Source organism: Pseudoalteromonas sp. 31A1, from assembly GCF_011378815.1.
Taxonomy (GTDB): Bacteria; Pseudomonadota; Gammaproteobacteria; order Enterobacterales; family Alteromonadaceae; genus Pseudoalteromonas; species Pseudoalteromonas arctica.
The window spans coordinates 449,508-465,902 of sequence record NZ_WTKY01000001.1 but is presented as its reverse complement, the minus strand read 5'-3'; the positions used below and the strand labels follow the sequence as shown (position 1 = coordinate 465,902).

12 protein-coding genes are annotated in these 16,395 nt (G+C 40.6%); 3 read left to right on the top strand and 9 right to left on the bottom strand.

The features are described from left to right. Nucleotides 1–121: 121 nt before the first annotated feature. Together GQR52_RS02175 and GQR52_RS02170 are read right to left on the bottom strand one after the other, a co-directional pair. A complete protein-coding gene (locus GQR52_RS02175; protein ID WP_197142074.1) occupies nucleotides 122–1,027 on the bottom strand; it encodes a GGDEF domain-containing protein in 906 nt (301 codons plus the stop codon). Between the two features lie 97 nt (nucleotides 1,028–1,124). Then, a complete protein-coding gene (locus tag GQR52_RS02170; RefSeq protein ID WP_010554604.1) occupies nucleotides 1,125–1,709 on the bottom strand; it encodes a VTT domain-containing protein in 585 nt (194 codons plus the stop codon). A 195-nt stretch (nucleotides 1,710–1,904) separates the two neighbouring features. On the opposite strand from GQR52_RS02170, the gene GQR52_RS02165 reads away from it, so the two are divergent. Then, nucleotides 1,905–3,140: a TMEM143 family protein gene (locus GQR52_RS02165; RefSeq protein WP_010554605.1), complete on the top strand. Its 1,236-nt coding sequence runs from the start codon at nucleotides 1,905–1,907 to the stop codon at nucleotides 3,138–3,140. An 86-nt stretch (nucleotides 3,141–3,226) separates the two neighbouring features. On the opposite strand, the gene GQR52_RS02160 is transcribed toward GQR52_RS02165, so the two are convergent. The 5 genes from GQR52_RS02160 to GQR52_RS02140 form a co-directional block, all read right to left on the bottom strand. After that, entirely contained in the window at nucleotides 3,227–6,373 is a 3,147-nt protein-coding gene (locus GQR52_RS02160) for a CusA/CzcA family heavy metal efflux RND transporter (RefSeq protein WP_165727295.1), read from the bottom strand. Between the two features lie 8 nt (nucleotides 6,374–6,381). Beyond that, nucleotides 6,382–7,629 (bottom strand): efflux RND transporter periplasmic adaptor subunit, encoded by a 1,248-nt coding sequence (locus GQR52_RS02155; protein WP_165727294.1) that lies wholly within the window; start codon nucleotides 7,627–7,629, stop codon nucleotides 6,382–6,384. Continuing rightward, a complete protein-coding gene (locus GQR52_RS02150) occupies nucleotides 7,626–8,879 on the bottom strand; it encodes a TolC family protein (RefSeq protein WP_165727293.1) in 1,254 nt (417 codons plus the stop codon). Before GQR52_RS02150 ends, GQR52_RS02155 begins: the two co-directional genes overlap by 4 nt. Before the next feature lie 149 nt (nucleotides 8,880–9,028). Then, nucleotides 9,029–9,349, bottom strand: coding sequence for a hypothetical protein (locus GQR52_RS02145; protein WP_008135125.1), 321 nt, complete (start codon nucleotides 9,347–9,349; stop codon nucleotides 9,029–9,031). Nucleotides 9,350–9,429: 80 nt separating this feature from the next. Further along, nucleotides 9,430–10,248, bottom strand: coding sequence for an AraC family transcriptional regulator (locus GQR52_RS02140; protein ID WP_165727292.1), 819 nt, complete (start codon nucleotides 10,246–10,248; stop codon nucleotides 9,430–9,432). A 111-nt stretch (nucleotides 10,249–10,359) separates the two neighbouring features. Between GQR52_RS02140 and GQR52_RS02135 the strand changes: the two genes are divergently transcribed. Beyond that, nucleotides 10,360–13,464, top strand: a complete 3,105-nt coding sequence (locus tag GQR52_RS02135) for a beta-galactosidase (RefSeq protein WP_165727291.1) — start codon at nucleotides 10,360–10,362, stop codon at nucleotides 13,462–13,464. 57 nt (nucleotides 13,465–13,521) lie between these two features. Here GQR52_RS02135 and GQR52_RS02130 read toward each other — a convergent pair whose 3' ends face one another. Beyond that, nucleotides 13,522–13,968 (bottom strand): DoxX family protein, encoded by a 447-nt coding sequence (locus GQR52_RS02130; protein ID WP_165727290.1) that lies wholly within the window; start codon nucleotides 13,966–13,968, stop codon nucleotides 13,522–13,524. 198 nt (nucleotides 13,969–14,166) lie between these two features. Beyond that, a complete protein-coding gene (locus GQR52_RS02125) occupies nucleotides 14,167–15,312 on the bottom strand; it encodes an iron-containing alcohol dehydrogenase (RefSeq protein WP_165727289.1) in 1,146 nt (381 codons plus the stop codon). A gap of 184 nt (nucleotides 15,313–15,496) precedes the next feature. Here GQR52_RS02125 and GQR52_RS02120 point away from each other — a divergent pair, with 184 nt between their 5' ends. Next, nucleotides 15,497–16,381 (top strand): AraC family transcriptional regulator, encoded by an 885-nt coding sequence (locus tag GQR52_RS02120; RefSeq protein ID WP_165727288.1) that lies wholly within the window; start codon nucleotides 15,497–15,499, stop codon nucleotides 16,379–16,381. Nucleotides 16,382–16,395: the final 14 nt, after the last annotated feature.

Genomic DNA, 16,395 nt, shown 5'->3' with positions numbered 1-16,395 from the left:
ATTCTATTTTAATTTCATGATTTACAAAGCATTACCCTCACTGACATTTCCTTACGAAAACGTTAAAAAGTGTAGTAAATGTGCAAACAATAAGGACGTGTTTTTATATAATTAAAAACGCTTACGGGGCAACTTCAAAACGATCTCGACCATTCTTTTTAGCTAAATATAAAGCTTGGTCGGCGCGTTTCATTACTTTATCTAAAGGCTCATTAGGCATTTGCATTGCAACACCTATACTCACTGTTAAGTGGCGAATATTTTGAATATTAATAGTATGCGCAATGGTAATTAATTGCTGTGAAAAATCACAAGCTTGCAACATGTTGCTTATAGGTAAGTAGCCACCAAACTCCTCACCACCTAAGCGAGAAAATTTATTATTATGTACAAAAGCATTGTCATATTTGGTTGCTAATTCTTTAAGTACTAAATCACCGACATCGTGACCAAATTCGTCATTAATAGCTTTAAAGTGGTCTATATCGATAATTAAAATAACGTAAGGCGAGTTCTGAGCATCTTTAGCGTGCTGATAAAAATAACGTCTGTTATGTACCTTGGTTAAATCATCAATAATTAGCTCACGCGCTAATCGATTATTAATACTTTGTACAAAGCGCATCGTTTTAAATAAACCATAGGAAGTTAAAAGCATGCCGCTGGTTCTGCATAAATCTTCAAAATAAATACTTACCCAGTAAGGCTGTCTCACTATCTCATCGATTAAATCAGCTGTATTACCCATGGACCAAAGCATTAATCCGAGAGTCGAAAATGTATATGCAAGCTTTGAAAGTTTGGAGCACTGAACCATCCAAAATAAAAAAATAAGAACAATTAAATTAATAAAATCGGTAGTAAAACCGTAAACATTATTTTGAACTTGTAAAGGAGGAAAGTTAGTTAGGGAGTAGGCTGAAAAAATAACAATATAAGCTAATAAAAATAGGCTTACAGTTTTATTTTTCCAGCTCATTTTAAAAAAATTAGAAAGCCTGATAGTGAGTTTTACAGTTTCAATCATATTAACCCTAAGCTTTCCGATACTATATTAAAAAACTATAGCACATTACCAAAAAGGCTTATTAGAATAAGCTGGTTAATAACCTTTAATAATGAGCTTAAATCACCAAACTTAATCCCCAAACTCCTAACACAAGTAAGGTTATTAAAACCATTGCCTTAGTTTTATGTTTACTAATGATTCGCTCAGCTTCATTACCTGCATAATAAACAATAATAGCCAGACCAAAGTAACGAATAGAACGCGCAATACCCGAGGCCAACAAAAACAGCCAAATAGAGTACTTAGTCGCGCCAGCTGCAAGCATCGCTATTTGAAACGGAATAGGCACTATGCCTAGTGTTATTACAAACCAAAAACCTTGATCTTGCATTTGCTGTTTAACGTTTTCAAATTGCTCAGGGCTCGAAAAAGTATTAATAATCCAATCGCCAACCGCATCAAATAAATAATAACCCAACGCATAACCAAACAATGCGCCCACTATGCAGCCTAAAGTAGCCATTAGCGCAATAAGCCATAGCTTTTCACGACGAGCTTGCATTAGTGGTACTAATACAGCTTCGAGTGGAATAGGAACTATGGTTGACTCTAAAAATGATGCCACAGTAATACCGCTAAGCATATGCTTAGAGTCAATAAAATTACGCGTTTTTTCTTTTAGCTTTTTTTGAATGGCCATAGTAAATCCTTTTCACTTATCAGTAAGAACAAGAGTATTCAATGAGCTAATAATTACATATTTAGGTTAATACACGCTGAAAACACAGTACTAAATTTATCACGCCCTACTGCATTAACAAATTAGTAATATCCATAAGAATATTTTATTATGTGCCCATGCAGTTAGATTCCCTATCACAGTAGTTATTAATTTATGCAAAGTGCGCGTTTTATTCCCTTTAGAAAGCAAGATATTGTTGATATGTGTAGCGAAGAGCTTAAAAGCAGTACACAAAAAACATCGTTTAAACAATTTTGCGATTTACTAGCAAGCCTTATTCATTACGATTATCACTCAACACTTGAGTCACTTAAAAACAACTACGCCCCTTTTGATCCCAACAGTGACACGCGATCGTTAGCGCCAGTATCGGCGGATCAAAAAGCGCAGTGCCAACATGAGTTTGCTAAAGATTTTGCTAAGGTGCTTAATGCCGCTAATTTTGAAGTGATCACCAATGAAGACTTACAAGATGCATTAAACGAAGAGTCACTATTTAAGGTGCGCCTTGAAGTTGAATTTGACGACTTTGAAGAAGTGGTTTTTTATCGCCGTGGCGAGTCGCAACTCACTGAAACCATTACCAGCTTTTGGGGCCTTCGTAAAAAACCGCTGCACTTTACTAATTACGACCGTGTTGCCGTGTTTATTCGCTTTAAAGACAGCGCTTATTTTGAAGCTAAAAATAAAACGCCAATGGGATTTGAGCCAAGCTCAACCATAGTAAAGCTGTTTCAAAATGTGCCAAAGGCCGATCTCGAAATGCTATTTCCTAATAGCGAAGTACGCATGCGCCCTATTGATAAAGCAATTATTGGCTCATCGGCTTTAGTTGGCGGTGCAGTGGTACTTATAACTAAACTTGGCGCATCAATCGTATTATTGCTTGCTTTGTTTGCTTTTTGGGGTGGTTTTAGAAGTGAAGCTGTAGAAATGACCCAACAACATTTTATTACCTTTGCTATTGGCATGGGAGTATTTGGCAGCTTTATTTTTAAAGAATGGAGTAAGTTTAAAAACCGTAAAATTAAATTTATGAAAGCGCTTAGCGATAACCTCTACTTTAAAAACCTTGATAATAACGCGGGTGTTTTTCACACGCTTATTGACGCTGCCGAAGAAGAAGACATAAAAGAAGCCCTGCTTGCGTATACCTTTTTACTAAAATCAGAAAGCGGCTTAACCGCCCAAACGCTTGATGAACAAATAGAGCATTGGTTTAAAAGCAAATACCAGTGCGATCTTGATTTTGAAATTAGCGACGCACTTGAAAAGCTGGTACGTATGCGTTTGGTAACGTGCACTAGTGATGTGTATAGCGCAATAAATTTAGAACACGCAAAAACGATATTAGATGAGCGTTGGGATAATCTGTTTCAATATAATTAATGTAGTATTTTTGCTAAATAATACCCAAATAAAAAAGCAGCTGTAAGTACAGCTGCTTTTTTTATTACATTATCAATAGCTAGTATTTAAACTAATTCAGCTTCTGCTTTTTTAGTAAATTTAGAATGTACTAACTTATAAAGCGCGGGCAAAATTAACAGTGTTAGTAGAGTTGATGAAATAATCCCGCCAACCACTACTGTCGCGAGAGGTTTTTGCATTTCAGAACCCGTTCCCGAATTAAGCGCCATAGGTATAAAGCCTAAACTTGCCACCAGCGCAGTCATCAATACTGGGCGCAGGCGCTGTAATGCACCGCTGTGAATTGCATCAAACAAGCTTAAACCATCGCTTCGTAATTGCTTAATAAACGACAGCATAACCACGCCGTTTAATACCGCGACACCGCTTAGGGCAATAAAGCCGACACCCGCTGATATTGAAAGCGGCATATCGCGCAGCAATAACGCAAGCACACCACCCGTTAATGCCAGTGGCACACCACTAAATATAATCAATGAATCACGAAGCGATCCAAAGGCGCTATACAGTAAGCCAAATATAAGCAGTAAAGTGACCGGCACAACCAACGACAATCGCTTACTTGCCGATTGTAGCTGCTCAAACGTGCCGCCGTATTCAAGCCAATAGCCACTTGGTAAATTAAGTGATTCATTCATGCTCGCTTGCGCATCACTTACAAAGCTTGCTAAATCGCGCCCCTCCACATTGGCAGTTACCACTACGTTACGTTTACCGCTTTCGCGGTTTATTTGATTAGGCCCTTTTTCAATGCTAATTGTTGCCACTTCGCCAAGCGGTACAAACGCAAGTTCTGGGTTACTATCTTTAGGTAAAGCAACTGGCAAACGAGCAAGTGCTGATACATCGCTAGACCAACGTTTATCAAGGCGTACTAATAACGAAAAACGTTTATCGCCTTCGTAAATTAGTCCGGTTTGCACACCACCAACAGCGGCGGCAAGTGTCTGTTGAATATCGTTTACGCTTAAACCCAATAACGCCATATGGTCGCGCATTGGTGTTACCGAAAGTGTTGGCAATCCTTCCATTTGCTCCAAACGTACATCGGTAGCACCTGCAATATTACGCATTAGCCCTGTGGCTTTTTCGCCAAACTCTTTAAGTACGCTTAAGTCGTCACCATAAATACGCAGTGCCACATCGGCGCGCACGCCAGCAATTAACTCATTAAAGCGCATTTCTATTGGTTGTGTAAATTCGTAATTATTACCAGGGACATCGTTAACACGGGTACGAATTTGCTGAACCAATTCTGCTTTAGTAAGTGCTGGATTAGGCCACTCATCTTGCGGTTTGAGTATTAAAAAAGTATCGGCAACATTGGGCGGCATAGGATCGCTTGCTACATCGGCAGTACCAATTTTTGAAAATACGTTAGCAACCTCAGGCTGATCTAATATGGCTTGCTCAAGCTCTTTTTGCATTTGCACAGATTGCTCAATACCGGTGCCAGTAATGCGCAGCGCGTGCATAGCAATATCCCCCTCATCAAGTTTCGGTAAAAATTCTGCGCCCATGTTTTTAACTTTAAAACCAAGCACTAATACTAATGCAGTGGCAATACCCACCATCAGCCACGGTAATTTAAGCGATATACCAAGTAATGGCTTATACACTTTTTTAACGCCGCGCATGACTGCGTTTTCGGTTTCATCAACCTTACCGCGAACAAACACTGCAATAGCAGCGGGTACAAAGGTAACGCCAAATATAAGCGCGCCAATTAACGCCGCAACTACAGTAAATGCCATTGGCTGAAACATTTTGCCTTCAACGCCACTTAGTGCAAATAAAGGTAAGTAAACCAGCATAATAATAACAATGCCAAATACAGCCGGTGTAAATACTTCTTTGGTGGCTTCGGTCACTACATTTAAACGCTCGTTTAAGGTAAGTAGCCTGCCATGTTTATGCTGAGCTACACCGAGTTGGCGCAGGCAGTTTTCAACAACAATTACAGCGCCATCAACAATTAAACCAAAGTCGATTGCGCCTAGGCTCATTAGGTTACCCGATACGCGATTACCCACCATTCCTGTAACGGCAAACAACATACTCAACGGAATAACCATTGCCGTAATAAGCGCGCCCGTTACATTACCCAGCAGTAATAGCAAAATTACTATCACTAAAACGGCACCTTCAAATAAGTTGGTTTGCACGGTTGCTATGGTTTTATCAACAAGAGTTGTGCGGTCGTAAACCGCTTCAACAATAACGCCAGCGGGTAAGCTTTTTTGCACATCAACTAACTTATCAGCCATGGCTTTTGCCACTACGCGGCTGTTTTCGCCAATTAGCATCATGGCGGTGCCGAGCACGGTTTCTTCGCCGTTATAAGTGGCCGCGCCGGTTCTAAGCTCTTTGCCTAAAAGCACGTTAGCCACATCTTTAATGCGTACAGGCGCATCGTCGCGCTTAGCTATAACGGTATTGGCTATGTCTTCTAGTGTTTTAAGCTGCCCAGGCGAGCGTACTAAATATTGCCCGTCAAAGCGCTCAATATAGCCTGCGCCTCGGTTACTGTTATTAACCTCAAGTGCACTAATTACATCGCTAATAGTAAGCTTATAGGCAATGAGTTTTTCGGGCACTGGCGCTACTTGGTATTGGCGCTCAAAACCACCTTGGCTGTTTATTTCGGTAACGCCTTTTACTTTTAAAAGCTGCGGGCGAATAACCCAATCTTGTAAAGTACGTAAGTCTTCGGCGTTGTAGGCGGTGCCATCTTCTTTTAACGCATTAGGCGTGGCGTGCACACTATAAGTAAATATTTCGCCTAAACCACTGGCAATAGGACCCAAGTTTGGCTCTACGTTATTAGGTAAGTCGGAGCGAATACTTTGAATGCGCTCACCAATTTGCTGACGCGCCCAATAAATATCGGTGCCTTCATTAAAAATAACCGTTACTTGCGAAAGCCCATAACGCGAAAGCGAACGGGTATAATCAAGCTTAGGTATGCCCGCCATGGCGGTTTCTACCAAATAGGTAATGCGTTGCTCTACCTCTAATGGCGTAAAACCCTGCGCTTTGGTATTAATTTGCACTTGTACGTTAGTTATATCGGGTACTGCGTCTACTGCTAAATTTTGAATGTTGTATACACCAAATCCAGCAAATAAAAATGTAAGCGCAAGCACCAGCATGCGGCGTTTAACCGCAAAAGAAACTATCCAATTAATCATGGTGCCTCCTAGTGAGCGTGGCTTGCGCCGCTTTTTAAAATATCGGCTTTAATGACATAACTATTGTCTGTTACGTATTCGCTACCTGCGTTTAAGCCTGTAAGTACTTCTACCCACTCGCTATTTTTTGCACCTAAGGTAACGGGACGCACTTCAAATACATTGTTTTTACGAACAAACACACTGAATTGACCGTTAAACTCTTGAATTGCTTGTGGCTTTACACGCACGCTGGCATTTATTTTAGCCACACTTACATCGCTATTTATATGCATGCCTGGGCGCCAATGCCCGTCTGGGTTATTAAGCTCTATACGGGCGCGCGCTATGTGCCCGCCAGTCATCATTGGAGCTATAAAAAACACTTTTCCTTGCGTATTTAAATGATGATGTAGGTCGTACACTTTAGCGCTTTGACCAATGGCGAGTTTTTCAATGTTTTCAGGAAAAGCCGATAACTCAACCCATACTTTATCAAGGTTAACTACCTGCATAAGTGCGCTGGTGCTTGCAAGCTCGCCACGCTTTAAGTATTGCTCGGTTACAACGCCGCTAATTGGGCTTTTAATGGGGTAATTTTGCAGTGTTTCGCGGTTGGTTACATTGGCAAGTACTTCGCCTTTTTTAACGTTTTGACCAATGCTTACAAAAATATCACTGATCAATCCGGCATACGGCGCCATTACTTCTACCGTGCCGTGTTGTGTTGGAGCAATTACACCAAAAAGCGTATCGGTAATATCTACTTCACCACTTTGCGCTATCTCGGTTTTAATGCCTGCGCGCTCAATAGCTCGCTCTGTTAACGTGGTACGGCCTTCGTGTTGGTCGTATTCATAGCTAATGCTCTCGCCTTTATAATTAGCAGTAACGGTAAGTGCAAACGAATGTGGTTCGTTAATTGATTGCGTGCTAACAAGGTAGTCGCCCTCAGCTGCAAACTGTATATTTTGCGGGGCTTCAACTAAACGTTTTAAACTCATTGTTATGTTTAAGTCGTTTATATTAATTGGCTGATTTTGTTTATAGCCATATACACGTAGCTCAACATTACCTGCAAATTCTTGCAATTTAAGCTCAAGTGTTAATTTAGGGTCAGTTAATAAAAAGCCGCCGTATGGACCTTGCTTTTGCTCGTGTTGCTCAGTTTCTTTATGACCTGACTCGCCATGCTCAGCAGAGGCAAATGCATGTGTACTTACAAAGCTGCAGGCAAACGAAAGTGATACTAGTAATGCGATTATATTTTTATTCATGATTGATGAGTCTCAATTAAAGATTGGCCTGTTAAACGCTCAAGAGTAAGTAGCACTTGGTACAGCTCTGCGTGAGTTGTAATAAGTGTGCGTTTAGAATCAAAAAGTGCTTGTTGAGCATCAAGCAATTGCAACACCGAAATTTGTCCGCGTTGATAACTTTTTAAGCTTTGCTCAATCAATGTTTGTGCCTGAGGAATAATTTGATCAGATAATAGCTTTGCCTGATTAGCTCGACCTTGATAATAAGCGTACAAAGTACGTACTTGCTGGCGTAGCTGGATGCGCAATTGCCCTTGCTGCTCATTTAAAAGCATGAGCTGACTATTTGCAGCTGCAATATTGCCGCTATTAGAATTGCTTAATTGCAGTGGCATAGAAAACGAAAACACTAACGAGCTGGAGTCATTTTGCTGGTTATAGCGCACGCCTCCCCCTATATTAATATCGGTTTGTCCGTTTGCTTTTTGCAGTGTTAAGTTAGCTGTTTGCTGTAAATATTGCTGCTGTAATAATGCAAATTCAGGGGCTTGGTTAACCGCATCTAAAAGTGCTTGCGCTGATTTAAGCGCAGTAATTGCATTAATATTGCCAGCAAAAGTATCGTAGGGTTGCTCCTCACTCCACAGCTCGTTAAGCGATAAACTTGCTCGCTCAAATTCACTATTAAGCATGACTTTATCAAGCTCTACTTGGCTAAGTGCATAACGCATGCGCGTTACATCAGCTTGCGACGCAGCACCCGCATTGGCTCTTTGTTCAATCGCTTTAAGCGCCTGGGTAACTACCTGTTTACGTTCACTATTTAAACTTAATAATGTTTGAAATTTAAGCCCTTGGTAGTATCGCTCAGCAGTGGTTGCTAATAAGGCTAAACGGGTATTTTGATACTGTATTGCTTGGGCTTTAATATTGGCGGTTGCGTAATTAATACGGCTTTGGCGCTTATCGCCCAGCTCTATTAGTTGGCTAAGCCCAAGTGTTATTTCAGCGCCTTGAATGCCACGCGCCTTGTTTGTGCCCAGTAAGTTTTCAGCTTCAATATTCAATACAGGATTAGGCGAAAGAGCAGCTTGAGATTTAAGCGCACTCAATATTTTTTGATGATAAGGGTAGCGTTTTAATACCAGATTTTGTTGTTCGGTATTACTCAGTGCCTGCTTAAGGGTTAATGTTTTAACATTCGCCAAAGTACTAAAAGCAGGTAGCGCGCACATTAGCGCCACCAGCATAATTGGTTTTTTATTCATATAGCGTGTCCGTTTTTTAACAAACAGAGTTAACTTAATCACTACGCCTATTTTAAAAACAAGCGCGATCAAGCAACCTAAATATGTAAATAACTAGCCTAATAGCGCACAAGCGCAGGCCGTTTTTACAAAGTATTTAAAATTAAAAGCTAGCTATAAAAATTTGGTGGAGGTACATCTGGCGGGTAATTTAACCCGTTATAGCACGCAGGCGAAGTTGCTTTACTTTGCTCTGGGCTTATTGAATGGCTAGAGGTGCTGTTGTAGCCACAATGGCAATGTTGGTGGGCATGAATCTCGGTAGTTGATGTTTTATCGCTTTGGTTATCATCGGCTGTGGAGTCGCCTTGCGATAACGAACTGGTTACGTGATCAACGTCTTCTTGCAAATGATACGCAGCACCATCACAGCTAATAAAGCTATGTACAAGCACTAATAATATCACTATTAAAAAACGGTTTGAGCGCATTACCTACCTAAAACTCTAAAATGCAATTTAAGAAATCGCACAATACCTTAAATTTATTCAAATGTAGAGAGCCGCTAACGTTATTTTCTAAATTCGCTTGGCGACACACCTACCGACTTCTTAAAACGTTTGGAAAAATTAAAAATATTAGAGTACCCCACATAACTTGCCACATGCGAAATTGGCCAAGCCGTGTTTAACAATAAGTTTTTAGCCCGTTCAATGCGTAAATAAATAAGTTGTTGTATTGGGCTTTTACCAAATTGCGCTTGGCATAAACGATGCAAATGCGGCGATGAGTAATGCACATGTTCGCACATTGCCTCTATTGTCCAATCAAACTGCAAGCGCTTGTCTACCTCTTCAAACAAACTAATTAAGCGGTTATGCGCTGCACCCTGTGAGTTATTTTGCAGCGTAGCATTTAAGTAATGACTTAAAATAGGCGTGACGCTTTCGCGTAAATTAGCATTAGGCTCGCTATATAAAAGCTCCATAGCAAGGTGTAACGGCTCAAGTTTTTGATCGGTTAATACCAGTGCTTGCGCAAGGTTTAAATGCTGCCAACGTTTAGTGTTTGCAAGATTTAACCAAATCACATCCCAATGTTCACCATCAATTGTCACTTCAAAGCTTTGCTTAGCTGGTAGCACAATAAGTGTATTGGCATTAAGCGTGTACTGCTCATTTTGTGTGGTTAATTTACCCTGCCCTGCAAGCGTATAAAAAAGTGTATGTTCTAGCGGTGTTGAGCGTGCTACGCAATAACGACCCGATAGGTTTGAGCAACCCGCAAGTGCTATTTCAAGGTTTGGCATTTGCGCAAGCGTTTTTGAATCTATAAAGCGCTCTGTGCAGTGCGGGCCAATATCGAGTATATCTTTAATGTTATAGCGCATAATATAATGATAGTTTTGGATAAATAAAGGAGAGCTTTAAGCATAACCCCTGTGATTATTTTTAGCTATATTTAGCGCATTATAATTGCCCGCTTATGCAATAGGATAAACATGACCTCTTTACAGCACATAATTAATCGCCGCGATTGGGAAAACCCAATTTCAGTACAAGTTAATCAAGTAAAAGCGCACTGCCCACTTAATGGCTTTAAAACAGTTGAAGACGCTCGTGCAAATACACAATCGCAAAAGCAAAGCTTAAACGGTCAGTGGGATTTTAAATTATTTGATAAGCCCGAAGCGGTCGATGAGTCACTGCTAAGTGAAACACTAGGCAGCGACTGGCAAAGTATTACTGTGCCTTCTAACTGGCAATTACACGGTTTTGATAAACCTATTTATTGTAATGTTAAATACCCGTTTGCTGTAAATCCGCCTTTTGTACCAAGCGACAACCCTACTGGCTGTTACCGGACTGAATTTACTATCGCACCCGAGCAGTTAGCGCAGCGTAATCATATAATTTTTGAAGGCGTTAACTCGGCGTTTCACCTTTGGTGTAACGGGCAATGGGTGGGTTATTCACAAGATAGCCGCTTACCCAGCGAATTTGATTTAAGCGAACTGTTAGTTGCCGGCACTAACCGTATTGCGGTTATGGTAATTCGTTGGAGCGATGGCAGTTATTTAGAAGATCAGGACATGTGGTGGCTAAGCGGTATTTTTCGCGATGTTAACTTACTTACAAAACCACAAAGTCAAATTAGCGATGTATTTATAACGCCGGATTTAGACGCATGCTACCGCGATGCCACGTTAGCAATTAAAACTACAATTGATATACCCAATCGTAATGACACAGCTAATAACTATAAAGTTGCCATACAAGTATTTGATGGCGAAACACCGTTATGTGAGCCGCAAATTCAAAGCACTAATAATAAACGTGCTGATGAAAAAGGCAGCTGGGCTGATGTTGTTTTTCATAACGTAGCAATAACAAGCCCTAAAAAATGGACCGCTGAAACCCCGTACTTATACCGCTGCGTAGTAAGCCTACTTGATGAGCAAGGCGAGACTATAGATGTTGAAGCCTACAACATTGGTTTTAGAAAAGTAGAAATGCTTAACGGGCAACTGTGTGTAAATGGCAAACCGTTGCTTATTCGCGGTGTTAACCGCCACGAACATCACCCAGAAAACGGTCATACAGTAAGTACCGCCGATATGATTGAAGATATTAAGCTGATGAAGCAAAATAACTTTAACGCTGTGCGTACTGCTCATTATCCTAATCACCCTCGTTTTTACGAGCTATGTGACGAGCTAGGTTTATACGTAGTAGATGAAGCCAACATAGAAACCCATGGTATGTTTCCTATGGGGCGTTTAGCGAGCGATCCGCAGTGGGCTGGCGCATTTATGTCGCGTTATACACAAATGGTTGAACGTGATAAAAACCACCCCTCTATTATTATTTGGTCACTAGGTAACGAATGCGGGCACGGCGCAAACCACGATGCCATGTACGGCTGGTCAAAAAGCTTTGACCCCTCTCGCCCAGTGCAATACGAAGGCGGCGGCGCAAATACAACGGCTACCGATATTATCTGTCCAATGTATGCCCGTGTAGATACCGATATAAAAGACGATGCAGTGCCTAAGTATTCAATTAAAAAATGGTTGAGTTTACCAGGTGAAACTCGCCCGCTTATTTTATGTGAATACGCGCACGCTATGGGTAACAGCCTAGGTAGCTTTGACGATTACTGGCAAGCATTTAGAGAATACCCACGCCTACAAGGTGGCTTTATTTGGGATTGGGTAGACCAAGGTTTATCTAAAACAGACGAAAATGGCGAGCATTACTGGGCTTACGGTGGCGACTTTGGTGATGAACTAAATGACCGTCAATTTTGTATAAACGGTTTATTATTCCCTGACCGTACACCGCACCCAAGCCTATTTGAAGCTAAATACAGCCAGCAACATTTACAATTTACACTGCGTGAGCAAAATAAAAATCAATACAGTATTGATGTATTTAGCGATTACGTATTTAGGGCAACAGATAACGAAAAACTCGTTTGGCAATTAATGCAAAATGGCATATGCGTTGAGCAAGGCGAGCAAGTACTTAATATAGCGCCGCAAAGTACGCACACTTTAACTATTGAAACTAAAACAACGTTTGAGCAAGGCGCACAGTATCACTTAAATTTAGAGTGTGTGCTAATTAACGACTCGCACTTTGCAAACGCTAATCACGTTATGGATACCGCGCAGTTTAAGCTTATAAACAGCAAGAGCTTAAGCCGTAATGTGTTTGCATCAGCTACAGAGCAAAGCGCTATAAGTGTTAATGAAACAGACTCTCACCTAAGTATTGAAGGCGATAAGTTTAAACTTATTTTTAGTAAGCAATCAGGGCTTATAGAGCAGTGGTTACAAAACGATACTCAGGTTATTAGTAGCCCATTAGTTGATAATTTTTATCGTGCACCACTTGATAACGATATTGGTGTAAGCGAGGTAGACAACCTAGATCCTAATGCATGGGAAGCTCGTTGGTTGCGCGCAGGTATTGGGCAATGGCAGCGCACTTGTAGCTCAATTAATGCAGTGCAATCAAGCGTTGATGTACGTATTACTTGTGTATTTAATTACGAGTTTAATGGCGTGCTACAGGCTCAAACACAATGGTTATATACCCTCAATAATACCGGCAATATTAGCTTAGATGTTGATGTGAACTTAAACGACACCCTACCGCCAATGCCGCGTATAGGATTAAGTACAACGCTTAACAAGCAAAGCGATACACAAGTAAATTGGCTAGGGTTAGGTCCTTTTGAAAACTACCCAGATCGCAAAGCCGCTGCACGTTTAGGTTATTATAGCTTGAACTTAAATGATCTACATACACCGTATATATTTCCAACTGATAACGGCCTGCGTAGCGATTGCCAATTACTGAGTATTAATAACTTAACCGTAACTGGTGCGTTTTTATTTGCAGCCAGTGAATATTCACAAAGTATGTTAACTCAGGCAAAGCACACTAATGAGCTAATTGCTGATGATTGCGTGCATGTACATATTGATCATCAACATATGGGCGTGGGTGGCGATGACTCGTGGAGCCCAAGCACTCATAAAAAATATTTACTTGAGCAAAAGCAGTATAGTTATTCTTTAACTTTTTCAGCTAAATAGATTATTTAAACAAAAACAGCGGCCAAATTGGCCGCTGTTTTTTTAAATTTATAAACGTTATTTATTAGCTAGTTTTTTAGCTAATACGTTATCAAGCGAAAAACTTCCTGCCCCTTGAATAACAAGTACAGCCATTACAACAAGTAACGTTAAAGCATATTCGTAGCCATTGTTTGCCATAAACAAACCATTACTAATATGCACGCTAAAAATAGCAATCAACATTGTAAAGCCGGCAACAACCGCTGCTGGGCGTGTTAATAAACCAATTACCAAGGCAATACCACCAAAAAACTCTGCACTACCGGCCATCATTGCTAACCAGTAACCTGGCTCTAAGCCAATGCTTGCCATCCATTGTCCTGTGCCTTCAAGGCCATAACCGCCAAACCAAGCAAATAATTTTTGTGCACCATGCGCCGCTAAAATAAGGCCAACTGGCACTCGTAAAATTAATGCAGCTACGCCTGCTTTTGAGCTTAATAATGTGTTTAATAATTTCATGAGTTTAGTCCTGTTTTAATTTATTTAATCGTTAGGTTTTTCCTAACCGTTGAGCACAGTTTACTATCATCATTTAAAAACATTAATATCGATATTATTGGTTAATTATAAACACTGTGTTTTTAATATGTTTTATGCACAAAAAAGCCGCTAACTTTAAACGTTAGCGGCTTTTAGTTTTAAGTTACTTAAAAGTGATTAAGCAACAGCTTGTTCTAAAATTTCACGGCTTTCTTTAAGCGTAATAGCTTGGTTTTCACCAAGAGCAACCATGCCATGTGCTTCAAGTTTGCCAATAATATTGTCAATAGCAGCGGCTTTATCATCGCCATGTTCAGTAAGCACAGTTGCTACGTCAAGGCTGTGGTAAAACGCTTCAATTGCTGCAATTGTTTTCTCAGCTAAGTCGTCAGATTGCTCAAGACCAAATACGTTTTTACCCATTTGCTCTAGTTTTGCTTTTTTAACTGCAAATTGGTTGCGCAGTAAAGAAGGCTGAACAATAGCAAGTGAACGTGCATGGTCAACACCGTAAGCGGCTGTAAGCTCGTGGCCAATCATGTGCGTAGCCCAATCTTGCGATACACCAGAACCAATTAAACCATTAAGTGCTTGGTTTGCTGCCCACATAAGGTTTGCACGCCATGCATCGTCTTGGTTTTCAAAGTTATCGCCTAATGTTTTAAGCGTTCTTAAAAGTGCCTCTGCGTAACCTTCTTGAACCAATGCTGTTTCAGGGAATGTTAGGTACTGCTCACAGGTATGAACCCATGCATCTACTAAACCATTCACAAGTTGGCGCTGTGGTAATGCTTTCATTACATCAGGGTCCATAATTGCAAACTTAGGTTGTACCGCTGGAGACATAAACGGAAGTTTTTGTTTAGTCGCAGCTTTGCTCACAACAGAACCTTGGTTAGACTCAGAACCTGTAGCTGGAAGCGTAAGTACTGCCCCAATAGGTAATGCGCTAGTTACTTTATGTTTACCAGTAGGAATATCCCAACCTTCGCCATCGTAAACGGCAGATGCTGCAATGTATTTAACGCCGTCGATTACTGAACCGCCGCCTACAGCTAGTACAAAGTCGATATCTTGTTCTTTACAAATTTTTACTGCTTGGTCTAACACTTCAATTGTTGGGTTAGCGCCAACGCCCGAAAACTCAACCCAATCAAAGCCTTCAAGTGCTGCTGCAACTTGGTCGTACACGCCGTTCTTTTTAATTGAACCGCCGCCGTACACTACAAGTACTTTTTGATCCTTTGCGATCAAATCAGTTAGTGAGGCAATTTGTTCTTGGCCGAACTGGATAAGTGTTGGATTTACGTAGCTAAATTTCATTATTTTGCTCCTAGGTGACGGTTAAATACTAAATATAATGCTTAGTTACTAACTAAGCCAAACTTCAATGAGTGCATATTAGTGGCAAAACAAACATTAAAAAAGCCCAATAACTCGCAAAAGCTTGCCTAAAACTGTCAATATTGATATTTTACGCAAAATTCGTACGATAATAGATGTTTTAATGTCCTCAATAGCCAACATGATGCAAAAATTTGCAGAGCACAATCATTTACTCAACTTTGAAGGCAACATGGAAACCATTATTCCAGGTGTGTATTTTCATCGCGCAAGTAAAAGCTCACCACGCCAGCCACTCATATATAACTCAGGTATTATTATTGTTGGGCAAGGACATAAAATAATTCATTTCCCTGAACATCAAATAAAATATGGTGAAGGTGACTACCTTGTTTTAGGTATCCCCGTGCCACTTGAGTGCGAAGCTTTTACTGATAACAACCTGCCTGTAATGGGCATAGTTATAGATATAAACCCGGTAATGTTACACAAACTAGTAAACCAAATTGGTACACATAAACCATTCACTTCAGGGCAAATGGGTGGCGTTCAATCGGCTAAAATAGATGGCGCAATGGAGCAAGTAACCCACCGCTTACTTAGCGTGCTTAATAACCCTATTGAGGCTGACATTTTTGGCGAAGATATCGTAAAAGAATTAGTATACCGCGTGCTTTGCGGCCCACAAGGCGACACGTTAATAGGCCTTGCTATGCACGACGGGCATTATGCGCGTATAGCACGTACGCTTTCGACTATGCACAGTAGTTATGCCAATCAAATTACAGTTGAGGGGTTGGCTGAAGATGTAAACATGAGCGTATCGTCGTTCCATCGTGCTTTTAGGCAAGTAACATTTGAGTCACCTTTGCAGTATTTAAAAAAAGTACGCTTAGCTAAAGCCAAAGAGCTTATAACCAGCAGTGGAAGCAAGGCAAACGAAGCCGCATTAAAAGTTGGCTATACCAGTCCATCGCAATTTAGCCGCGAATTTAAGCGTCACTTTAATAAAACGCCAAGTGAAATGTTAACTCAATTACATAGCTAACTAGCTAAAAATTA